This is a genomic window from Pseudogemmobacter bohemicus (genome assembly GCF_003290025.1).
GTDB lineage: Bacteria > Pseudomonadota > Alphaproteobacteria > Rhodobacterales > Rhodobacteraceae > Pseudogemmobacter > Pseudogemmobacter bohemicus.
Genome location: NZ_QNHG01000005.1, coordinates 287,377 through 308,527 on the forward strand (window position 1 = coordinate 287,377; position 21,151 = coordinate 308,527).

Below are 21,151 nucleotides of genomic sequence, written 5' to 3' on the forward strand. Positions count from 1 at the left end.
CTCCTGTCATCCGTTGACGGCTAGCGGTCATGGACATGAACTCTGTCAGAACATATCTAACGACATCAGAAGTGGTGCTTTGCTGTCGCCACGCGAACCACGAAAGGCTTTCCTGTCGATGCATGTTCTGTCCCCCGTTCTGGCTGTTTCCGCGCTTGCGGCGATGTCTGTTCCCGTCCACGCGCTCGACGCCTGGACGATAGGTGTCGAACGTGGCCTGCCGACCTACGCGCTCACCAGCGAAGCGGGTGAGGTGCGGCTTGTCTGCGATCCGGATCGCGTCTTTGGGCCAACGCCCAACGGCGCGTTCGTGGTTCGCTTTGTCAAAGACGCCGCACCGGACATGGTCGTCGTTCTCGCAAAGTCGGGCGAACAGGCCCGCCTGCCGGTCAACAACGGCATCGCCGCACAGGCATCGGTTGACGCAGCGGACTGGTCGAAAATGGTGGCTACCTTCCGCTCGGGCGGCGAGTTCGCGCTCGTTACAAGCGCCGACAGTCTGACCTTCGAGACAGCGCCGCTGCCCGATCTTGCCTGCGAGTAACCGGAGGCAGTTCATCGAATTCTGTTGCATTGTCCGGGTCTATCTGACGCGTCGCGCCTCGATCAGCAGCGACGCAATCGCGGCGAGGAAGGCACCAACGATCGTCGCCCGGGCCTCGATCAGCCAAGGGTCATCAAGTGCCGCATGCATAGCCCGGATAGCGGAGCTTTGGGCGTAGACGGTCATCGGTTCGCCGACCGCCATGTCCGATGCTGCCATGGCAAAGATGCGCCTCGCCTCATCGACATGCGGCGCAAGATCATCTTCCGCCAAGAGCCGCCGCAGTTCGGCCCGGGCTTCCTTGGCAAAGGCGCGCAGCATGTAGGCTGGGGTCATCGTCTTTGAAGATGGCGAAGCCGTGCAGCGTTCCGCGGCCCCCATCCTTGGTGCCCGCCTGTCGTCCGTCTTTGGCCGCCGGAACCATCCCGTGCTGGGCGGAGTTCGAATGCATACCGGGATCGATTACGCGGCCCCCGTGGGGACCGAGGTTTCGGCGACTGGTGCCGGTCGGGTGATCTTTGCGGGCTCGATCCGCGGTTATGGCATCACGATCGACATCGACCACGGCGGTGGGGTCGTCACGCGATATGCGCATCTCTCTGAGATTGCTGAAGACGTTCGCGTCGGAACGCGGGTCAAGGCGGGCGACGAGATTGGCGCGGTCGGCGCGACAGGGCTCGTGAGCGGCCCGAACCTCCATTACGAAGTGCGTGTCGATGGCCGACCGGTCGACCCGAAAGACCAGGACGCCCTGCCGGAGCAAGAGATTGCTACTGCTGCTGACCTTGATGCACTTGCCACTTGGCGCAGCGAAACCGGCTTCATGCCAACAACCGACGGGGAACGTGGATGAAAAGGTATTTTATCGGTCGCCGTGAACTCATGCTTGCATCAGCAGCCTTCGCCCTGGCCCCTGCCGCCAGGGCAGAGGAAGAACCACCGATCCATGTCGTCAAAGGGCGCGGTTGCGAGTGCTGCGAGGCATGGGTGGATTACTTGCGCGAAAAAGGGTTCACAGTAACGGATGAGGTGTCGATGGGAACCTTGCTGATCCGCTTCAAGATGGATCAGGGCATTCCGGCAAAGGCCTTTTCCTGCCACACAGGAACCGTTGACGGCTATGCGCTCGAAGGCCATGTCCCGGCTGCAGATATCCGCAGGCTGCTCGACGAGCGTCCTGACGCAGTCGGCCTCGCAGTACCCGGCATGCCCTACGGCTCCCCCGGCATGGGATCAGAAGACAGTCGAGACGCCTATGACGTTCTGCTGGTTCGCCGGGATGGAAGTCTCGAAATCTTCACCAGCTATCAGGCAGCCTGATCTGTCCATTTCCGAACTCAACGTGCTAGGCAGGGATTTAATCAAGGGAATGGCGACCGATCAAAGCAGATCCGATATCTGACGGACAGCCTCGTCGCTTCCCCAGTCGAAGGGGCCCTGAAGCCGCCCGATTTCACGCGTCTCGCGGTCGATCAGAAGCGTCGTCGGCAGTCCGATGAAGGCCAAAGCCAGTTGAACCCGCAACGGTTCCGCCCAGTAGAGCGGCAGGTTTACAAGCCCGATCTCATCATAGAAACCTCGGCCCCTTTCGATCCCGCCCTCGTCGATGCAAAGGGGTAGCACGGCAAAATCCGGGCCTCCAAGCAGCCCTTCCAAACGTTCGAGTGCCGGCATCTCTTCCCGGCAGGGCGGGCACCAAGTCGCCCAGATGTTCAGAAGGATCACACGCCCGGCAAAGTCCCCAAGAACCCTGGTGGTTCCTGCTTCATCCTGGATAGGCGGGGAAAGCAGAGGCTGCGGGTCCTTTCGCAGCCGGAAAGGCGGTCGCGCTTGGGCGGGCCCCGCAATGAAGCTCGCTGCAAGACCGGCAAGGAGAGGTCGACGACCCATCTGAACAGGCATTGGTTTTCCCATCGCGGAAGGCCGGACCCGCAGGCAATCTGCGGGTCCGGATCGTCGTCAGGCCGAAACCGCGAACTCAGTCATCATGCCTGTCGAGAGATGCGGCATGTGATGGCAATGCAGCATCCACCGCGCCGCTTCACCCGCATCCACCGCGACCGTCACCATCCCCATCGGCGGCACATGAACGGTGTCACGAACAGCACCCGCGATCCGGTTCTGGCCCACGCCGACCACCTGGAAAGCGTGGCCATGCAGGTGCATGGGATGTGCCATCATTGACATGTTGTGGAACATGATCTCGACACGCTCGCCGGTTTTCGCGGTCACCGGGGAATGTTTGCCCCAGGTCTGCCCGTTGATGGTCCATACGTAGGGCATCATCGAGCCGCCCAGCATCAACATCGGCTGCGACGATGCCGCGCGCTCCGGCAGCGGGGTGACGGCGCGCAGGGCCGCTTCCTGCGTCAGATCGGCGCTGAAGGCAGGATGGTCGGCGTCGGACATGTTGGCGACCTTCGTCACCGTGGCCCCCGGGGTGGCAAGGACGAGACCCGTCCGTTCTCTTGCACCCTCGCGCAGGGCGAGGACCGGGAAGGCCCCGCCTTCGGCTGGAACATTAAGCTCGATGTCAAGCCGTTGGCCCATCGCGATTCCGAAACGGTTGCCAGGAAGGGGCTGCACCGGCTCTCCGTCCACAGTAACCAGCCGCCCGGTCAGTGCGCCGGTGTCGATCCAGAACACCGTCGCGGCGGCCGCGTTGATCACCCGAACAAGGACCTTGCTGCCCTTGTCCACCTGCACGACTTCGGGGTCGTCCAGCGTCCGGTCATTGGCAAGGTAGGCGTCAAAGTTGTAGTCGTTCAGGTCCATCGCCATGCCGTCCATGCCCGGCATGGCCATCATGTCCCCCTGACCCATTGCGCCCATGTCCATGCCGGCCATGCCGTCCTGACCCATCTGGCTGTGGTCCATCCCGGCCATGGACGCGCCGCCGGTAATCTCTGCCAGCACCTCCGCAGGCGGCTTGAACGAAAAGTCGTGCAGGAACAGCGTCACGTCCTGCCGATCGGCCGCAACATCCTCGGGCCGCCGCACGACCAGGGGGGCGGCCAGCAGCAGCATCTCATGCGCGGGGATATGGGCATGCATCCAGTGCGTGCCCGGGCGCGCGGCAAAGTCATAGGCGCGGCTTTCGCCGGGTTGCAGCGTGGCCATGGGCATGTCCGGCACGCCGTCTTGAGCGTTTGGCGGGATCTGTCCGTGCCAGTGGATGATGGTCGGCTCGGTCAGGGTATTCGTCAGATCGACGGCGAATGCCTGACCCGGGTCGAGGACCAATCCAGACCGGCCGTTGCCGTCCATCAGCCCCCAGACGGTGGCGGCCCTGCCCCGGATATCGAGCGTCCGGGTCGTCGCCGTCAGCGACATGCGGGCTGATTGTGCTCTAGCACGAGCAGGCAGAATAAGTGAGGCGGCAGCAGCCGCAGAAGCGCCCAGAAAGCCGCGGCGAGAGAGAGCGATCATGCGAATTCTCCTGTATCGCAATGTGAAAAGACTGAAGGCCCCGGCGAACCGGAGCTATAGGGTCAGATCAGTGTGCGTTTCGGAGGTGGGCCAGGTGGCGGGAGCGCAAGCGATGCAGCCAGCAGGTCATTGTTCAGGTTGATTTCAACCGAACGCGCGATGGCGACGACGCCCGGGCTTGGGGCGGGAAGAGCCGCAGCCGCAAAAAGACAATGTTGCTGGCAAAGCAGCCGTTGTGCATCGTCAATCGGGCTGCCTGCGGATGACATATGCGCGCCATGGCCAGCCATCGCCATCATCTGCTCATGGTCGGCCTGAGACTGTTGCCGACCTTCGGAGAAGGCAAGCATTGGCAGGATCGCCGCCAGAAGATAGGCGGCGAGGATCAGTGCACGCATAGGAAACAACGAGCGGGTCATGACGTCATGTGTATCAGTGTGGTCTGGTGCCGTCATCTGACAGTTTGGTGTCTGGGCAATATGGCGATGACATCGACTGCAGCAGAATTGCCGCGTTTTCCCTCGTCTTGACTTGATAGCGCAGAGTTTACTGGCAACCGAACGCGGGTCGCGAAAACTTCAATGATCTGACGGTACACACCATGAAACGATTGGTCTTCGCCCTTTTCGCAACTCTGTTGCTGTCCGCCTGCGGCGCCGAACCGATCTGGGCGCCGGATGAAGCCGTGGCCGACGCGCGCTATGAACATGTCGGCCCGACCTCGGTCACGCTCTATACCGTCCTGTCGACCCGCAGCGGCGCCGGTGCGCACGCCGGGCTTTTGATCAATGGCTCAGAGCGTGTTCTCTTTGACCCGGCGGGAACCTGGCGACATCCGAAGCTTCCAGAGCGCAACGACGTCCATTTCGGGATCACGCCGAAGATGGTCGACTTCTACATCGACTACCATGCTCGCGAAACTTACGACGTTGTCGAGCAGACAATCATGGTTTCACCAGAAGTTGCGGACCTGATCATGGCGCGTGCCAAAGCGTACGGCGCGGTGCCCAAGGCGAACTGCACAATTGCAATATCGCGCGTACTGGAAGGCGTTCCCGGCTTCGAAAGCCTGCGAATGACCTGGTTCCCGAAACGGATGATGGAAGGTTTCGCAGATCTGCCGGGCGTTCAGACCCGTCGGATTACGGACGATGACGCAGATGAGAATCACGGCGTCCTTCTGGTGCAGGCCGGGGACGCGCGTCTTCGGTAGTTTCTTGGTGATCAGGCCTATTGGGAGCCATACTGCGCTCGCCACGCCCGGCCTTTGGCAGTATTTTGCGGTGACACATAAAATGGGGCTTTTGATGATCCTTGCGCGCCGTACTCTTCTTCTTGCCGGACCGGCCATCCTTGCCATGAGCACTGTGCCTTTGCTGGCCGAAGGGGACGAACGGATCCATGTGGTGAAGGACCCTGGCTGTCCGTGTTGTAACGCCTGGATCGGCCACCTACGCGAAAGCGGCTTCAACGTCAGCTTTGAAGAGCGCAGTGTCGAAGACCTCGCGACCTATAAGCGGGAGCGCGGTATCCCGGAGAACCTGTCGTCCTGCCACACGGCGACCATCGGCGACTACACCATCGAAGGGCACGTTCCAGCAGCGGATATCCGCAGGTTGATGGCCGAACGCCCCTTGGCAGTGGGACTTTCCGTTCCGGGCATGCCATTCGGCTCACCGGGAATGGGACCAGAGACAGAGCGTCAGGCTTATGATGTCGTTATGGTCGGTCTGGACGGAAGCAGTACGGTCTTCACCAGCTATCCGGCGGCGTGAGATCCCCACCCGGTGCGCGCCGCGCGAGAGACCATAGGCTCATCTTTGCAAGCCGACCTCGGATGCTTGCCAGGCTTCCAGAAGCACATCCCGCGGCCCCGCTCCGTCAAGCGGTCTGATCGCGACATCCAACCTGCGCGCCGCGTGGTAGGCTGAGGCGGCCAAAAGACCGGGCTCCTTGCCGTAGGCGAGCCGGTAGCGTGTGACGAAACCGTCCATGCGGTCATCACCATTCCAGCCCTCCGCAAGGAGTGCTTGCACCAGAACGGTGCTCGCACGGCTGTACTTGCTCGCCGCGTCGTCGGCGGCAGGCTTCGGTCCAAGGACGATGACGACATCAGCCGGCTCGTCTGGTGAGCCAGTCAACTTCTGGACAAGTCTGGTGGCTTCGGCCGGAAGCGGAAGAACATGCACGTCAACGCCGCCCAGATGCCCGTCGGAGGTTTCGTTTGGGTGCCCGTCCCGCTCGTCGGCAGCCAACACGAATCCTCGGACAGCCTCCGCAAGGTCTTGCTCAACATTCTCACTGACGACGAGAATTGCTGCAATGAACGAATGCGCTGCCGCAATTCCAGACAGAGCGATCCATAGTACCGCCGCGAGGGCCGGGACGGCCGGGATCGTCCTGCGAGCAGGGAAGGCGGTGCAACAGGAGCATTCCGAAGCGACTCGTTTCGAACCACTCATTCTGATGCCCGAACAGAAGCCACGATTTCGGAAAGCTGCGCCTTTTCAACAAAACCGGGGACCAGCTGATCGCCTACGACAAAGGATGGCGTCCCGTTGAAACCGAGCGCCTCGGCCAGACGCATCGAGGTTGCAATGTGCTCGTCGATCTCTGGCGCCTGCATGTCTGCCTTGAGTCTGTCCAAGTCCAAGCCGATTTCGCCGGCGACACGCAGCACCGTGTCGGCTTCTACCTTGCCGCGCATACCCATCAGAGCATTGTGGAGCTCAGCATATTTGCCCTGCTTCCGGGATGCGAGCGCGGCGCGTGCGGCAAAGGCAGATCCCTCGCTGAGGATTGGCCATTCGCGCATCACCAACCGGATGTTGCCGTCTTCGGCCAGAAGAGCGTCGACTTCCGGCATGGCGCGCTTGCAGTAGGGGCAGTTGTAGTCAAAGAACTCGACTACCGTGATATCGCCCTTCGGATTGCCTAGAACCGGTGCGTTAGGGTCACGTTCCAATGTGTCGCGTTCATTGGCCAATACTGCGGTTGCGGCGGCTGCCTGCGCTTCCGCCTGCCGCTCTTCGAGGGCCTGGAGCGCTTCGAGGATCAGTTCGGGGTTTTCGCGCAGGGCCTCGGCGACGAGAGCCTTGATGCGTTCATCCGAGACCTCCTGCGCGAAGGACGGCATAGCGACTTGGAAACAGAAGACACTGGCAAGCAGCAGGGATTTCATTCGCATCGGGCGGACCTTTCATTTCGTACATTTTTTGAGGGTTGATGCTTCCTCAAGTAACTCGAGAGGCAAGTCCAAACTTGGACCGACAGACTATCGTTCGGGTCAGGCATCATGGGGCGAGTGCCTCGACGGCGCTCCGCTCTGCTTGCGTGGCGCGGATGCCGTCGGGCCAAGTCGATTTGATGTAATCGAGAACAGCTTCGATATCCTCGTCCGTCAGACGGTCGCCGAAAGCCGGCATGCCGGAGGTGAAGGCAACGCCCATTTCGTCAAGGACGGCCTGCCCGCCGCGTTTGATGTAGTCGTGCAGCATGATGTCGCCGTGATGCCAGGTGTGGCCGCCCGCGTCATGCGGCGGGGCGGGATAGGTCCCGTCCTCATTGGCCGTTCGCCAGTCGGGATGTCCTTCCAGATCGGCGCCGTGGCACGACGCGCATTCCGCCTCATAGATGGCGCGACCTTGTTCGAGATCGGGGCTATTGTGGAAGAACGCGTCTGCTTGTGGCGCGGACAGCAGAAAGAATGCCGCGGGCGCAACAATCGCAGCGCCTCTGAACTTGCCAGCTCTTGGCTTGGTGGCCTTCATGTCCGGCTCACGGTGATCGGTGTCACCCCATCCGGCGGGAGAATCCGTTCGGACAGTTGAGCCAGATCCTCCCGAATTCGGGCCCGCTGAGCAGTAGGATAGGCATCTTCGGGCGGCAGGCCGCCGTGTTGGGCAAAGAGCATGATGTCGCGCGCGATCGGTGCCGCCGCCGTTGAGCCGCCGCCGCCATGCTCCACTACAACAGTCACGGCATATCGAGGCGCATCGAAGGGTGCGAAGGCCACGAACAGCCCATGGTCCCGCCTGTTCCATGGGAGTTCGTCCTGCGATCGGACACCGGCTGCGCGCTCGGCCGCTGTAATCGAAAACACCTGGCTCGTTCCGGTCTTCCCGGCCATTGCTTTGGTCACATCCGCGATCCGCGAGGCATAGGCCGTACCACGCTCGTGGTTCGACACCTCGAACATCCCTTGTCGCACGATCGCAAGCGCTTCTGCCGAAAGACCAAGTGAGGCAGGCGCAGGTTCACCCGGGCTGGCCCCACCGAGCGGGCGCACGAGACGTGGGAGGACTTCCGTTCCTGAGGCGAGGCGCGCGGTCATCGTGGCAAGCTGAATTGGCGAGGTCAACGTGAAGCCCTGGCCAATGGACGCGTTGATCGTGTCGCCAATCAACCAATCCTGACCGTAGCGCTCTTGCTTCCAGGCGCGTGAGGGATTGTTGCCGTGAACCATTCCCGACAGCGGAAGGTCGTATTTCTGGCCCAGTCCGAGACGGTCGTTCATCGCAAAGATGCCGTCGATCCCGATCCGTTGCGCGACTTCGTAGAAGTAGACGTCGCAAGACTGCCGCAACGCACCGACCATGTCGACCCGCCCATGGCCGCCGCTTTTCCAGCAATGGAATCTGCGACCAGAGATTTCCACGTATCCGTTGCAGGTTACGGTTTCTGCTGGGTCCATGACTCCGCTCTCCAGAGCCGCGAGCGCATTCGACATCTTGATCGTGGATCCCGGCGGATAGGCCCCTTGAACGGTCTTGTCGGCAAGCGGGCGAAACTCGCTGTCGCGCAGACCGCTGTAGTCCTTGCTCGAGATCCCCCGCACGAAGAGGTTCGGGTCAAATGCAGGCGCAGACGTGCAGCCAAGAAGATCACCGTTTGTCACATCCATTACGATTGCTGCCGCGCTTTGTCCTTCGAGGCGCACACGCATGAAGTTCTGCAAATGATGATCCAGTGTGATCTGCATGTCCGAGCCGGGGGTCGGCGGATCAAGTGCCAGCTCGCGCATGGTCCTGCCGCCGGCGTTGACCTCCACCCGCTGAGCTCCCGGCTCACCGCGCAACGCACGCTCGTGGATCCGCTCAAGCGCCGTCTTGCCGATCTGGTAGTCCGGCGAGCGCAAAAGCGGATCGGGTTCCCCGTCCTTGGCTGTGAGATCGCTGTCGCTGACGGGTCCCACATAGCCGACCTGATGGGCAAAGTCCGGCCCGAAGGGATAGACCCGGGACAGGACCATCTCCGGGTGGACACCCGGAAGAGCCGGGGTGTTCAAGGCGATGATTGACAACTCTTCCCAGGTGACCCTGTCCTTAACGGTCACCGGGACAAAGCCCCGAACGCGGTCAAGTTGCTCCCGAATCCGGTCGATATCCTCGCTCGTCAGACCAAGAAGCCGCTGCAGTTTCGCAAGGACGTCATCGACGTCCCGGGCCTCCTCCTTCACGAGCATGATCCGGTAGGTGTGTTCGTTGTCCGCGACGATCTTGCCCGCGCGGTCGAAGATGCGGCCCCGGTCGGGGCGCACCAGCCGCAAATTGATCCGGTTTTCCTCGGCCAGGAGGTAATATTCCTCAGCATCGCGTACACCGAGTTGCCACATCCGGAAACCAAGCACACCGACCACCGAGGTCATCACGCCGCCCAGCATCAGCGACCGACGCGTCGTTACCCGTGAGGCCCGGGCAATATCCCGTTCAGATCGGCGCATGCTTGGCCCTCTCGTACTGAGACTCCGGCATGCGTCTGCCGCCAATGGTTTTCAGGTAAGCGGCAAGTCGCAGTCCCAGGACCAAGACCACCAGTCCGACGAACCAATACTGCAGGGGGTTCGGCTCGGGCGTCGCCCGGTGAAAGCTGAGGAAGTGCATGAACAGGAAGTAGGCGACATGCGCTACAGACAGCCACCAAAGCGGCAGGACACCCATCTGCAGGAACTTCCAGCCGGAAACGCCAAGGCGGCGCATTGCGGCATCGCTTGATGTTGTTGCCAGGAGGATCGCGAGGAGCAAGGCGGCGATCCCGATTGCATTGGCCAGACCAAAGCCATGTTGAAACATGACATAGCTGAGGAGTTCGGGATGCCATTCGAAGCCGAAGAGCCGCATCAGGTCCCATTCGACCCAGCCGACAAGAATGATTCCAGCATGCGCAAGCGCCAGAAGGCAGCCGTAGATGCCCGACTCACGGCGGTAGGGCAGCACCAACACTGCGGGTCTGAGGAGCCGGGCCAGAGGCCCCAGGCCCATCGAAAGCGCAACCAGCACCAGCGAGGCGTCGGCAAGTGCCCGGTTCCAGCGGTGCATCGGACTCCACTCGCCATGGATAGCCGCAAAAATCAGAACGAGGCCAGCAGAGAGGAGGGCCATCAGCCCGTGCCGCAAAAGTACATTCCGGCTCAGCCGTCGGAACATTGGGTCATGGACCGTGACTGTCTTCATTTCACGTCACCCCGATCAAGACCCCGCAGTCCCTGCACCTCCCTGTTGCCAGTGCGGACAGCGCGAAACCGGCGCCACGTTGTCAACGCGGCGGTGCCCATGATGACGAGCCCGGCAGTCGCAAGCCACGGCCGGAGCGGATCAAACCAGGCAAGAAGCGCGGGTCCACCGAAGACCAGCATGAGCACCTTGTTGCAGGTTGGGCAGGCGATTCCGAGAAAGCTGGCAAGCCCACCCGTCCCGGAAGCGCGCAAGTTGCACTGAGGGACCCACATCGCCGCTGTCACACCTCCGAGGAAGGCCGTCAGAACGGTCGCGACGAACTCCCAAGGCCCGACTGGAGTCATCCGGACAAAAAGTGGGTTCGCCCATACGGCAGTGACCGTGCCGAGGACCACAAACAGGGTGGTGCCAACAGCCAGGCCGCGCAGGTTGCGGCGAAGGCTGTCATCATTCAGAAAAGTTGCCGGACTTGGGTTATCGCGCATCAAACTCGACCTCTGCAAACTCTTCACCAAAGCCCACACTGACGACCCAACGACCGGCCATGGGCAGCTTCACGTCGGCGCGCCAGACGCCTGCCTCGACCAGCTGAAGCGGCGGCGCTACGCCGTCCATGTGCATGTCAACCATCGCAAAGTTCACATCTGGCCGCATGCCGGCAGCTGCGCCGGCGTCGGTATCGGGCATGAACTGGATTTCAACTCGAACGTCGAGATTACCAAGCGCGTAGACCTGGACGTCCATCCGTCCGTCCGAAAGCGCCTCGGACACTTCGGCTGTCGCCGATGGATCAGCGGAGATCGTGTCGCGCGGATCGAGGGTCCAGACGGTGGTCCAGATGAAGACACCGACGAAGACGGCAACGCCCAAAGCCAGAATGACGGCAAGCACTCTAGTTCCCATTTCCCATATCCATCTGTGAATGATCCATCCCAGCCATCGGGGTCTCGACCGGCGTCGGTGCGGGCGCAGGAATGTCGCCCGTGCCTTCGGGGTCGAGGAGATAGGTGGCAATGGCCTCGCGGTCGGCAGCGCTCAGGAAAGACGTGCCCTCAGCGACGACCTCGGCCATGCTGCCGCCGAAAGCATCACCGTTAGGCAGAATCCCGGACTGAAGCGCGTAAGCCAGGTTCGCAACGCCCCAACCTTTTGCGAGGAGAACGTCACTCAGAATTGGCGGTGCTTTGCTGCCCCCTGGAAGGCTGTCGTTCCCGGAAAAGCGGGCGCCGTCATCAAGGCCCCCTGCCAGGGTTCGGCCCGTGTGACAGGCAGCGCAATGAGCAGCCCCTTCGACCAGCACCCGCCCGCGGTTCCACGGGGAAGACGTGCCCATGAGTGCGTCCGTCTTGGGCGTCTCAAGGTAAGCCGCGCGCCAGAGCTTCAGCCCCGATCTGAAACTGAAGGGAAAGCCGACGTCGTGGGGTGGGGCTGCATCGCCAACAGCCGGGACGGTGCGGAACGCCTCCCAGAGGTCGGCAATGTCCTGATCGGTAAAACCGGCGTAGAAAGAGTAGGTGAAGACGGGGTAGTAGGGGTCGCCGTCAGGCGACACCCCTTGGCGCACCGCCTTGGCGAAATCCTGGACGGTCCAGCGCCCGATCCCGGCCTCCGGATGCGGTGTAATGTTCGGAGGCACGAAGGTGCCGAAGGGTGTGTCAAGAGGCGCACCTCCCGCAAGCGCCAATCCTTTGGCGGCCGAGTTGGTATGACAGGACACGCAGCCACTTGCGCGCGCGAGATAGGCCCCACGTTCGGCATCGCCGGAAGGGAAGCTCGCGGGCTCGACCTCCCCGATCGGCCACAGTGCCAACACTCCGGCACCTATACCTGCCACGATGGCTGGGAAGACAAAGGAAAGCCGGATCAAACCTCGCATGGTCAGTTCCGGCCCGCACGAAACTGCGCATGACAGGAAGAGCATGTCGCGCTGATCCGGTTGAAGAGGTCGTCCGCCGCCAGTGTCGTCAGATCAAGCTCCAAAACTGTCGGGTCCGATGTCCCTCGTGTCACCGCGATCTTTTCCGGAGTCGTTCCGTATCCCATCAATTCCGCGACCGTGAAGCCCTGCGCCGGTTGCGGTGTTCCGGTCATGCCCATGGCCGAGTGATCCATGCCAGCCATCTCGCCATTTGGCGAACTCGCGGGCTCGAGGCCGTTCGGGGCAGCTTCAGCCAAGGCATCAGCATAGGCCTTCAGCTCTTCGGAGAGGGCCGCGAACTCCTGCCAATCGGACCAGATTTCCGGCTTGGCATAGGTGACGCCTTCAAGGCTGTTTTCAGGGAAAAGCGACAGCATCGTCCCTCCCGCATGACTTGCAATGACGCTGGCGCCTTCAGACACAATGAATGTGTCGTAGGGCACGGTGCCCTGCATCATCGGTGCCAATTCCGCGATGGTGTCGCGCATTGCCGTCATTCCGTTCATTCGGTCCAGGACGACGCCCGTCGCCCCCGTATGTGCCAGCGCCACTGCCGCGACGGCGGAAGCGGCAAGCGCGATCGCGCCCGTCCATTGAGATTTCATCTGCCTGACTGCCCTTGGTTTCTTGTTGTTGATCGTTGGCTGCGCCCTGCCGGTGAGGCGGGTCACAGCTTGGGACGAATTCTGGAGTCAGGCTGAGAAAGGGTCGAACCTGAGCCAGTCTTTCAAACCAGCTCGTCTGGTCATCGAACAATCGTTCGGCCCGACTGTCAGGTCAGGGTTCGCGGGGGAGGAAGTGTGATGGCCGGACCGCCAAAACGGCGTTGCGACTGCTCAGCGTCGGGCTGAAGCACAGCCGGAACGGCCGTGGGCTGTATCGAGGCCAGAGCATCGGGCAAAGCGAACGCGGTGCAAATGACGCCGGGGTAGCAGGCAGGCTTTGCCGAGGATTGCTGTTCGGGTGTATCGGCAGCCTCGACTGTGAGGTCGTGATGCTCGTTACCGGACGCTGCTTCTGCAGATTGTCCTAGCACCAAGCCCATGACCAGAGCGACAGTCAGAAGCCACATCGATACGAAACGCAACAACCTGCGTGCAAGCAGGTTCTGCGTTGGGGCCAGTGGGTATGCTGTCGCTCTCATCCGTTCAGATCAGCTTGACTTTCGTTCCGACCGGAGTGCGGTCGAACACTTCTTCGATGTGCTCATTGTAAAGCCCGATGCAGCCGTTCGACGAACGACGCCCGATCTTACGCGTGTCGTGAGTACCATGAATCCGGTAGTACTGCCACGATAGATACAGGGCGCGGGTGCCAAGCGGATTGGTTGGATCGCCTCCTGGCACGAAGGCTGGCCACTCCGGGTTGCGCTCCCGCATCGAGGGCGTCGGAGCCCAACTTGGGTTAACCCGCTTCTCGACGACCTCGGTGTATCCCCGCCGGGTCAATTCATCTGATAGCGGAACCGAAGTGGGATAGAGAAACATCTGACCGTCGCTCGTCCAGTGCTGGAGAACCTTGCCCGTGGTGTCAGAGATGATGACCCCGACCCCAAGCGAGTCGAAGTGGTCCTGCCACTCATGGATGCGGAACGCCGAGATGTTGTTCCGGACTGGTCCCTGATTGTCCTCGGTCGCAAAGGCTGCCCGGCCCGTCAGGAAAGGCGCGGCAAGGGCTCCGGCAACGAAAAGTCGTCGACTGAATCGCATGGTCTGCTCCTCTTTTTTGTTACCTGTGCCGGCTTCCAACGTGGGAAGGTCAAATCGCTTTGCATCGCACAGGGGTCACAAAGAGGTGAAGCCGTGGCGCTTTCGCCGATTTTGTTGGGAAATTCTCTGCTCACTTCGATGTGAACACCTCTCCCATACACCAAGAGCGCTATTCTGCGCCCATGCGTAAGTTTGCGAACACCCTGTGCGGTTTGTGCTTGCTCGTCGCCCTTCTCTGGGCGGCGCTTCCTGATCACGCATCCCACGGCGCTCATGCAGATCATGCTCAAACCGCAGCTGTGGACCAGGACGCCCTTTGCAGCGACGGATCAGGCCATGCCTCCTGCCAGCTTGTCGCAACTGCCTCCTTGTCATTTTTCGAGGTGGCACCGTATGCCAAGTCTGCGCGGTTCGTGATTACGCCGGTCTCTGCCTCAAGCCGCGCCTTTGCCCCCGGTCGCCCACCTCCGCGAACCTTCCTCTGAGTGAACCCTCGTCCTTCACGTTCCTCTCAGGAGTTCGCATGATTTTCCGTCGATCCTTTCTTTCCGGCGCAGCCGCTGCAGCCCTCTCGATGCCAACTGTCCTTCGTGCTCATACCGAAGAACCCTTCGTATTGGCCGACGAATTTCAACCTCGCGAGGTCCGAGTCCGAGAGCAACATGCCCCCGGTCAGATCCTCGTCTTCCCGCGAAGTTTCTTTCTGTACTATGTTTTCGATTCCGAGCGGGCCGTCCGGTACGGTGTCGGCGTCGGCAAGGCCGGTCTGGCATTCAAGGGATCGGCAATCATTGAACGCAAGGCCGAATGGCCGTCATGGCGCCCGACAAACGACATGATCCGCCGGAATCCCGATCGCTATGCCCAGTTTGCCGAGGGGGTGCCGGGCGGACCTGGCAACCCACTGGGCGCCCGAGCCCTCTACCTTTACCGCGACGGGCGCGACACCTACTACCGGATTCACGGCACGACAGAGCCGTGGTCGATTGGACGGTCCGTGTCGAACGGTTGCATCAGGATGCTGAACGACCATGTGATCCAACTCTATGAGCAGGTCCCAGTCGGAACGCCGGTTACTGTCCTGTGACGATCCGCCGTCGTGATGTCTTCGTGTTGGGGGGCATCGTAGCCTTGATGTATGGACTACGGGCCCTGCCCTGGGACCGGCTTGGCGGAAGCGGGCTGTCCTATGTCGACATCGAGGGTGTGCCGCCATTTCGTCGGCTGGAACTGGCCGGACAGACCTCCACGGCAAACATTGCCCTTGTCGGTCTCGATGGGCCACTTCCTGATGCGGGAGCACGCAGGGCGCGCATGGAGACTCTGCGCACCGACCCATGTCCGGCCCTGTTTGGAAAAAGCGCCTTCGACCCTGTCGTTCCGATCGCCTACTTCAGCGAGTTTCGTTGCCCCTTCTGCCGTGCACTCGAGCGGGATCTTCAGACCCTGCTGGCCAAAGACCCGGCCGCGTACCGGCTCGTGCAGCACGAACTTCCAATCTTCGGGCCGCCGTCCGAACTGGCCGCCCGGGCATCCGTTGCCGCCGCACGCCAGGGCAAGCAGCAGGAGCTTCGCCGCTGCTTCATGCGGACACCGATGGTTGCCGAAGAGGCCTCGGTGCGGCGTGTTGCGGAGACCCTTGATCTGGATGTCGAGCGGCTCTTGATCGACATGTCCTCCGTCGGGGTTCAGGCCGAACTCGACCAGACACGCGCACTTGCCGACCTATTCGGGTTCATTGGCACCCCAGGTCTGGTGATCGGACGGACCGAGCTGAGCGGTGCGGTTCCCCTCTCCCTCCTCCGACAGATTGCGGAAGAGGAGAAGGCCGAACCAATTCCGGCCTGTTGATGCGATGAACACACCTACGCATATGCTGATCGGCGCTGCTGTCTTTGCGCGTCCGGTCGTGCCGGCCACTCTGGTAGCGGCCATGCTGGGCGGTCTCGCTCCTGATGTTCCGATGTTTGCGCTGGTGCTTTCTTCGACACGTCTGGCCGGAATTCCGCAGCATGAAGTCTTCGGAACCCTCTTCTACTCGGACTCATGGCAGGCCGTCTTTGCCGTCGATCACAGCTTTTTCGTCTGGGGGCTGCTACTTGCCTTTGGACACTGGCGACGTCACCTCATTCTCACCGCCTTTGTGGGAGCCGGCTTTTTGCATGCGGCCATCGACTTCGTCACCCATCATGACGATGCCCGCCGCCAGCTCTGGCCCGTGTCGGACTGGGTCTTCCGCAGTCCGGTCAGCTACTGGGACCCGAACTATTACGGCGGCATCATCGGGGTATTCGAGGTCGGATTGGCCGGGGCGCTGACTGTCCTGTTGTGTTTGCGTCTCAGACAGTGGAGAGAACGTCTGCTGGTCCTCGGCGTCTCAGCTCCTCTGTTGATTTCGATCCTGCTGACGGGAGATCTGCACGGTTTGCATGGGATGGGCTAAACGGGACTGGCTCACCTCGGAAACATTTTGGCCCGTTCCCGCCTGCCCCGTCATTCGCGCAGGACGGCAAGTGCGATCCCGCTGATCGTCAAAACCATTCCCGCCACAGCAAGCAGAGTAAGACTCTCGCCCAGAAAGCCAACACTGATCGCGACCCCCAAAAGCGGGGCAACGAAGTTGAAGACGTTCGCGGTGTTTAGCGGACAGTCCTTGAGAACCGAGATCCATAACGTGAAAGTTACGGCCGTGCCACCGATGCCCAAGACGATTACCAACGCAAGAAAGCGGGGTTCCAGCACGGCTGAAGTGAGCGGTTCGGATACGAAAGCAAAGATTGCGAGAGGCCCCGCGCCAAGCAGAAGCTGAACCGCCGCCGCTGCGATCGGGTCCACATCCGAGGCAAATCGCTTCGTCAGGGCGTTGCCGATAGCGCTTCCCACCGTCGCCGCGACCACCAGCGCAACTCCCGCGACCGCCGTGGTCCCTCCGGCTGAGATGTCCTGAAGCGTCATCGCGGCAAGTCCAACAAGCGCCACGGACATTCCGATAGCCTGCCATTTTCCAAAGGGCTGGCCGAAAACCACCAACGCCAACAGGGCCGCAACGATAGGCTGCGTGCCCGCTACCACGGCCGCAATGCCGGGCGCGATGAGGCCGGCTGCGCCAAACATGCTCGCGAAGCCTATGGTCGTCGAGAAAATGCCCGACGCTCCCAATTGCAGCCACAACACTCTCGTTTGTGGAAACGGACGGCGCATCGCAAATGCCAACATCAGTAGCGCCAGTCCGGCTACGCCTGCACGGAGTGTAGCAAACTGGAGCGGAGGTGCGAGATTCAGGCCAACCGACAGAAGCGGATAGCAAAGCGCGGTCAACGTGGCGACCGCAAGCAGGCTGGCGAGCGTTCCGCGAGTTAACCGTCCGGACATGTCACCCGGCAATCGTGATGGCCGGTGCAGCGGTTGCGTATTCGAGTGCATAGGCAATTTCCCCAGCGCTCTCTGCATGCAGACGGAAGAGCGGCTGTCCCTTCACGACAGTTTCGCCAACCCGGACGGCAAGGGTAAGCCCTGCGGCCAGATTGCCCGGCGCCCCAGCCAGCTTAGCCAGCCGCGCCAGTCGCCGATTGTCGATTGCGGCAATCGTTCCGGAAGACGGTGACACTGCTTCATGGCTCTGCACCGCTTCGGGCGGCTCACGCAGGCCGCCCTGTGCCTCGCAGATAGCGGCGAATTTCGTCCAGGCGCGTCCGTCAGCAAGCACAGCCCGCGCAAGGCGGGAACCCGTACCGGGCGCAGCTGCCCCGCCGGTCTCCAGCAACGCCGTCGCCAAGGCAAGGGCACGTTCGGCAAGGTCCCGTGGTGCCCCGGCTTCGCGTCTCAAGACGGCCATGACATCACGCGCCTCGGGTGCCGGACCGATGCCCCGCCCGACCGGCTGGCTGCCATCGGTGAGCAGGCAGGCAACCTCGAGTCCCTGCGTCGTTCCCACCAGCGACAGCCGTGCGGCAAGCGCGCGTGCAGACTCGACGGTCCTTATCTTGGCCGTGGGGCCGACGGGAATGTCGATGACGACATGGGTCGATCCGGCGGCAACTTTCTTTGACAGGACCGACGCGATCAGCTGGCTCTCGGCATCGATGTCGATCTCGCGTTCGATCCGCACGAAGGCATCATCTGTCGGGCTCAGTCGGACCGCACCACCCCAGACGACGCAGCCTCCCTCCGCCTCGACAACGCGGCGAATAGCAGGCAGGTCCAGATTGACAGGGGCCAGCGTTTCCATCATGTCCGCCGTCCCCGCAGGCGAGGTAATGGCCCGCGAAGACGTCTTCGGGATCACCAGGCCACATGCCGCCACGATAGCGACAACGATTGGCGTCGTCCGATTGCCGGGAAGGCCACCGACGCAGTGCTTGTCCATGACACGAGGCGCGTTCCAGCTTAACTTTTCTCCGACTTCGACCATGGCTCGCGTCAGAGCGATGGTCTCGGAATCGTCAAGCGGCAGCGCGGCACCGGCGGACAGGAAGGCTGCGATCTGAATATCGCTGAGACGACCGCCCTGGACATCCCGCAGGATGGCAGCAAAGTCCGTCTCCTCAAGGTGACCACCATATAGCTTGCGGCGCACCAGGGACATCGAGTCCGCCGCCGGTGCAGGCCGAACGATTGCCTCGTCCCCCTCTGCTGCACCGAGGCGCGCCCATGCATCTTCTGAGAGCGCAATTTCGTGCAGGTTCAGCACCGTTCCGTCCACGGGCAGAAGCCGGGCGGTGATCCGGCGCCCGCCAGAGTCGATTTCGACGCGCGCACGGGCATGCAGCCCCTCGGACCGGCACACCTGACAATCGGATCGCATCATGGCAATCGCTTCACCCTGACTGTGCAGGCCGATCCGCAAAAGCCGCATCAGCGGCAGCGCGGCGCGGGCGTCGGCGATCGCTTCGCTCACAGTGCGAACTCCTGATCCTGTCGTGCGGCGTCCGCATGCCAGCCAAGGTCGCGCTTGATCTTCACTCGCAGCGCCTCGGCGGCCTCCGGCTCGCCGTGGACGATCGTCACGTGTTTCGGTGCAGCCCGAAACCCGCCCAGCCATCGAAGCAGTTCGCCCGCATCGGCATGGGCGGAAAGCATTGGCAGGTTCGCCACTTCGGCCCGCACGGGCACCCATTCGCCGAACATCTTCACTTCGGACGCGCCATCGACCATCGACCGCCCGCGCGTCCCCGCCGCCTGAAAGCCGGAAAAGAGGATGAGGTTGCGCCGGTCGGGCGCAAAGGCGCGGATGTGGTGCAGGACGCGTCCCCCGGTGGCCATGCCGCTGGCTGAAATCACGATCTTCGGGTAGGGGTTGGTGGTAATTGCCTTCGATTTCTCCACATCGCGGACATAGGTTGCAATCGCGCAAGCGTCGCGGCAGGTATCCACCGACATGCGGTGGTCATTCGGGTAGGTGCAAAGCAGCTCGCTCGCATTGATCGCCATCGGACTGTCGAGGTAGACCGGCAGATCCCGGAACCGACCGCCCTGCTTCAGCTTCCAGATGTAGTAGAGCAGGCTTTGCGCCCTTCCAACGGCGAAGGCCGGAATGACCACGGTGCCACCCCGTGCCGCAGTGCGCGAGATCAGCGCCGCCAGCGCCTCGGCCGGGTCGGTCTGGTCGTGGCTGCGGTTGCCGTAGGTCGATTCGATGACGATGTGATCCGCTTCTTCCACCGGCTCGGGGTCGACCATGACTTCATCGCCGTAGCGCCCGAGATCGCCCGAGAACACCACCTTGCGCCCGCCCCAGTCGATGCTGGCGGTCGCGGCACCCAGAATGTGCCCCGCGCGCCGATAGGTCAGCGCCGCATCCCCGAGGACGGTCGTCGTCGCGTGGAAATCGACCTCGACAAAGGCCTCCAGCGCGCGTTCGGCGTCCTTGACGCCATACAGGGGCCGCGCCGGCTTGTGCTTGGTATAGCCCTTGCGATTGGCGTATTCCGCATCCTTTTCCTGCAGATAGCCGCTGTCGCGCAGGATCAGTTCGGCCACAGCCCGCGTTGCGGGAGTGGCGTAGATCGGGCCGCGGAACCCGTCGGCCACCAGTTTCGGCAGATACCCGGAATGGTCCAGGTGCGCATGGGTCAGCACGACCGCGCCGATCGACCGGGGTTCTACCGGAAACGGCGCCCAGTTCAGGTCGCGCAGGTTCTTCAGACCTTGAAACATGCCGCAATCCACCAGAATACGCTGGTTGCCGCGGGTCAGCAGATGGCGCGAGCCGGTAACGGTTCCCGCCGCGCCGTGCGTCGTAAGGGTCAGCATGAAAGACCTCCGTCAAGGGCCGAAGCCGGTATGTGATTCATCGTGCGGCCAGCCCCGCCAATGCGTGCGCCACCAGCGGGGCAAGCGGGATCGCATTCGAGGGATGCGGCACGCTATCGCAGGACACCACACGCGCCGAGACCGCCTGAAGCCGCGCGAAGGCGTCCCCGGCGAAAAGCGCATGGACCACGGCACAGACCGGCCGCGCCATGCCCCGCGCGGCAAGAAGGTCAGCCGCCGCGATCAAGGTGCGTCCGGACGAGGCGATATCGTCGATCAGAACCGGGGTGCATAGCGCATGTCCAGTCAGGTCCGGCAGGTCGACCGATACGTCATAGTCGCCGCGCCGGGTCTTTTCCATCACCCTCCAGGGCGCGCTGATCCGCTCGGCGATGGCTTGCACCCATTGCGCACTTTCGGAATCCGGCCCGATCAGTAGCGGTCGTTCCACATTGGCCACGATCCAGTCGGCCAGCGCCGGGGCCGCCTGCACCGCTGCGGCCGGAATGTCGTAGAGGTCAGACAGCGCAGTGCGGCGGTGCAAATGCGGATCCACCGTCACAAGCCCATCGAACAGTGACGAGACGAGCCGTGCGAACGTGTCGGACGTCACCGCTTCGCCAGGTTTGAACGCCTTGTCCTGCCGCATGTAGGCAAGATAGGGCGCAACCAAACGGACACGCGCTGCCCCCTGCGCGCGGGCCGCATCGGCGGCAAAGGCAAGGCGGAGGAAATCCGGGTTCGGTCCGGCCAGCGTGGCAACCACATCGACGGCACGACCCTTCACGGGCGCCAACAGCCGCAGATAGGTCTCGCCGTCTGGAAAGCGGCGGGTTTCAATCCC

At 62.2% G+C, this 21,151-nt stretch carries 26 protein-coding genes; 8 read left to right on the forward strand and 18 right to left on the reverse strand.

Translation table 11 applies throughout. The features are described 5' to 3' along the window. The first annotated feature begins 79 nt into the window (after positions 1-79). Positions 80-544: a hypothetical protein gene (locus DRF71_RS23805; RefSeq protein ID WP_126976286.1), complete on the forward strand. Its 465-nt coding sequence runs from the start codon at positions 80-82 to the stop codon at positions 542-544. A 39-nt stretch (positions 545-583) separates the two neighbouring features. On the opposite strand, the gene DRF71_RS23810 is transcribed toward DRF71_RS23805, so the two are convergent. Then, positions 584-880, reverse strand: a complete 297-nt coding sequence (locus DRF71_RS23810; protein ID WP_157971256.1) for a hypothetical protein — start codon at positions 878-880, stop codon at positions 584-586. A 109-nt stretch (positions 881-989) separates the two neighbouring features. Between DRF71_RS23810 and DRF71_RS23815 the strand changes: the two genes are divergently transcribed. Continuing rightward, on the forward strand, positions 990-1,397 hold the full coding sequence (locus DRF71_RS23815; RefSeq protein ID WP_408634565.1) for a M23 family metallopeptidase: 408 nt from the start codon (positions 990-992) through the stop codon (positions 1,395-1,397). Beyond that, the gene (locus DRF71_RS23820) at positions 1,394-1,864 is read left to right on the forward strand and encodes a DUF411 domain-containing protein (RefSeq protein WP_112312868.1); all 471 of its coding nucleotides are present in this window, start codon (positions 1,394-1,396) and stop codon (positions 1,862-1,864) included. The genes DRF71_RS23815 and DRF71_RS23820 overlap by 4 nt, the downstream gene beginning before the upstream one ends. 60 nt (positions 1,865-1,924) lie before the next feature. Here DRF71_RS23820 and DRF71_RS23825 read toward each other — a convergent pair whose 3' ends face one another. The 3 genes from DRF71_RS23825 to DRF71_RS23835 all read right to left on the reverse strand — a co-directional run bounded on the left by DRF71_RS23825 (position 1,925) and on the right by DRF71_RS23835 (position 4,392). Further along, on the reverse strand, positions 1,925-2,458 hold the full coding sequence (locus tag DRF71_RS23825) for a TlpA family protein disulfide reductase (protein WP_332872078.1): 534 nt from the start codon (positions 2,456-2,458) through the stop codon (positions 1,925-1,927). Between the two features lie 45 nt (positions 2,459-2,503). After that, entirely contained in the window at positions 2,504-3,973 is a 1,470-nt protein-coding gene (locus DRF71_RS23830; RefSeq protein ID WP_112312870.1) for a multicopper oxidase family protein, read from the reverse strand. Between the two features lie 62 nt (positions 3,974-4,035). Further along, on the reverse strand, positions 4,036-4,392 hold the full coding sequence (locus DRF71_RS23835; RefSeq protein ID WP_157971257.1) for a hypothetical protein: 357 nt from the start codon (positions 4,390-4,392) through the stop codon (positions 4,036-4,038). Between the two features lie 182 nt (positions 4,393-4,574). Between DRF71_RS23835 and DRF71_RS23840 the strand changes: the two genes are divergently transcribed. Continuing rightward, positions 4,575-5,186: a membrane lipoprotein lipid attachment site-containing protein gene (locus DRF71_RS23840; protein WP_112312873.1), complete on the forward strand. Its 612-nt coding sequence runs from the start codon at positions 4,575-4,577 to the stop codon at positions 5,184-5,186. Positions 5,187-5,256: 70 nt separating this feature from the next. Continuing rightward, positions 5,257-5,748, forward strand: a complete 492-nt coding sequence (locus tag DRF71_RS23845; RefSeq protein WP_232831647.1) for a DUF411 domain-containing protein — start codon at positions 5,257-5,259, stop codon at positions 5,746-5,748. Between the two features lie 39 nt (positions 5,749-5,787). On the opposite strand, the gene DRF71_RS23850 is transcribed toward DRF71_RS23845, so the two are convergent. The 10 genes from DRF71_RS23850 to DRF71_RS23900 form a co-directional block, all read right to left on the reverse strand. Then, on the reverse strand, positions 5,788-6,228 hold the full coding sequence (locus DRF71_RS23850; RefSeq protein WP_126976248.1) for a hypothetical protein: 441 nt from the start codon (positions 6,226-6,228) through the stop codon (positions 5,788-5,790). A gap of 203 nt (positions 6,229-6,431) precedes the next feature. Next, entirely contained in the window at positions 6,432-7,154 is a 723-nt protein-coding gene (locus DRF71_RS23855) for a DsbA family protein (protein WP_232831648.1), read from the reverse strand. 112 nt (positions 7,155-7,266) lie between these two features. Continuing rightward, positions 7,267-7,743, reverse strand: a complete 477-nt coding sequence (locus DRF71_RS23860) for a c-type cytochrome (RefSeq protein WP_112312878.1) — start codon at positions 7,741-7,743, stop codon at positions 7,267-7,269. Next, positions 7,740-9,695 (reverse strand): penicillin-binding protein 2, encoded by a 1,956-nt coding sequence (gene mrdA, locus DRF71_RS23865; protein ID WP_112312879.1) that lies wholly within the window; start codon positions 9,693-9,695, stop codon positions 7,740-7,742. The genes DRF71_RS23860 and mrdA overlap by 4 nt, the downstream gene beginning before the upstream one ends. After that, positions 9,682-10,425, reverse strand: coding sequence for a ferric reductase-like transmembrane domain-containing protein (locus tag DRF71_RS23870; RefSeq protein WP_232831649.1), 744 nt, complete (start codon positions 10,423-10,425; stop codon positions 9,682-9,684). Before DRF71_RS23870 ends, mrdA begins: the two co-directional genes overlap by 14 nt. Then, positions 10,422-10,913 carry a hypothetical protein gene (locus DRF71_RS23875; RefSeq protein WP_112312881.1) on the reverse strand — a complete coding sequence of 164 codons (492 nt, stop codon included), beginning with the start codon at positions 10,911-10,913 and terminating at the stop codon, positions 10,422-10,424. The genes DRF71_RS23870 and DRF71_RS23875 overlap by 4 nt, the downstream gene beginning before the upstream one ends. After that, the gene (locus DRF71_RS23880; RefSeq protein WP_112312883.1) at positions 10,903-11,319 is read right to left on the reverse strand and encodes a hypothetical protein; all 417 of its coding nucleotides are present in this window, start codon (positions 11,317-11,319) and stop codon (positions 10,903-10,905) included. Before DRF71_RS23880 ends, DRF71_RS23875 begins: the two co-directional genes overlap by 11 nt. Position 11,320: 1 nt before the next feature. Next, entirely contained in the window at positions 11,321-12,304 is a 984-nt protein-coding gene (locus tag DRF71_RS23885) for a c-type cytochrome (protein ID WP_232831650.1), read from the reverse strand. Between the two features lie 2 nt (positions 12,305-12,306). Further along, positions 12,307-13,017 carry a cytochrome c gene (locus DRF71_RS23890; RefSeq protein ID WP_157971258.1) on the reverse strand — a complete coding sequence of 237 codons (711 nt, stop codon included), beginning with the start codon at positions 13,015-13,017 and terminating at the stop codon, positions 12,307-12,309. Positions 13,018-13,494: 477 nt separating this feature from the next. Continuing rightward, positions 13,495-14,055: a L,D-transpeptidase gene (locus tag DRF71_RS23900; RefSeq protein WP_112312982.1), complete on the reverse strand. Its 561-nt coding sequence runs from the start codon at positions 14,053-14,055 to the stop codon at positions 13,495-13,497. Between the two features lie 523 nt (positions 14,056-14,578). Between DRF71_RS23900 and DRF71_RS23905 the strand changes: the two genes are divergently transcribed. The 3 genes from DRF71_RS23905 to DRF71_RS23915 are packed head-to-tail and all read left to right on the forward strand — an operon-like array spanning position 14,579 to position 16,498. Further along, the gene (locus tag DRF71_RS23905; RefSeq protein ID WP_112312888.1) at positions 14,579-15,142 is read left to right on the forward strand and encodes a L,D-transpeptidase; all 564 of its coding nucleotides are present in this window, start codon (positions 14,579-14,581) and stop codon (positions 15,140-15,142) included. Next, positions 15,139-15,906 carry a DsbA family protein gene (locus tag DRF71_RS23910; protein WP_112312890.1) on the forward strand — a complete coding sequence of 256 codons (768 nt, stop codon included), beginning with the start codon at positions 15,139-15,141 and terminating at the stop codon, positions 15,904-15,906. Before DRF71_RS23905 ends, DRF71_RS23910 begins: the two co-directional genes overlap by 4 nt. 22 nt (positions 15,907-15,928) lie before the next feature. Then, a complete protein-coding gene (locus DRF71_RS23915) occupies positions 15,929-16,498 on the forward strand; it encodes a cobalamin biosynthesis protein CobQ (protein WP_112312891.1) in 570 nt (189 codons plus the stop codon). A gap of 50 nt (positions 16,499-16,548) precedes the next feature. Here DRF71_RS23915 and DRF71_RS23920 read toward each other — a convergent pair whose 3' ends face one another. From DRF71_RS23920 to DRF71_RS23935, 4 genes are all read right to left on the reverse strand, one after another. Continuing rightward, entirely contained in the window at positions 16,549-17,505 is a 957-nt protein-coding gene (locus DRF71_RS23920) for a DMT family transporter (protein WP_112312892.1), read from the reverse strand. Then, positions 17,429-18,910, reverse strand: a complete 1,482-nt coding sequence (locus DRF71_RS23925; protein WP_112312983.1) for a thymidine phosphorylase family protein — start codon at positions 18,908-18,910, stop codon at positions 17,429-17,431. Before DRF71_RS23925 ends, DRF71_RS23920 begins: the two co-directional genes overlap by 77 nt. Positions 18,911-18,948: 38 nt before the next feature. Further along, positions 18,949-20,307, reverse strand: a complete 1,359-nt coding sequence (locus DRF71_RS23930) for an MBL fold metallo-hydrolase RNA specificity domain-containing protein (RefSeq protein WP_112312894.1) — start codon at positions 20,305-20,307, stop codon at positions 18,949-18,951. 37 nt (positions 20,308-20,344) lie between these two features. Beyond that, on the reverse strand, positions 20,345-21,151 hold an 807-nt coding region (locus DRF71_RS23935), incomplete at its 5' end, for a ribose-phosphate diphosphokinase (RefSeq protein ID WP_112312984.1).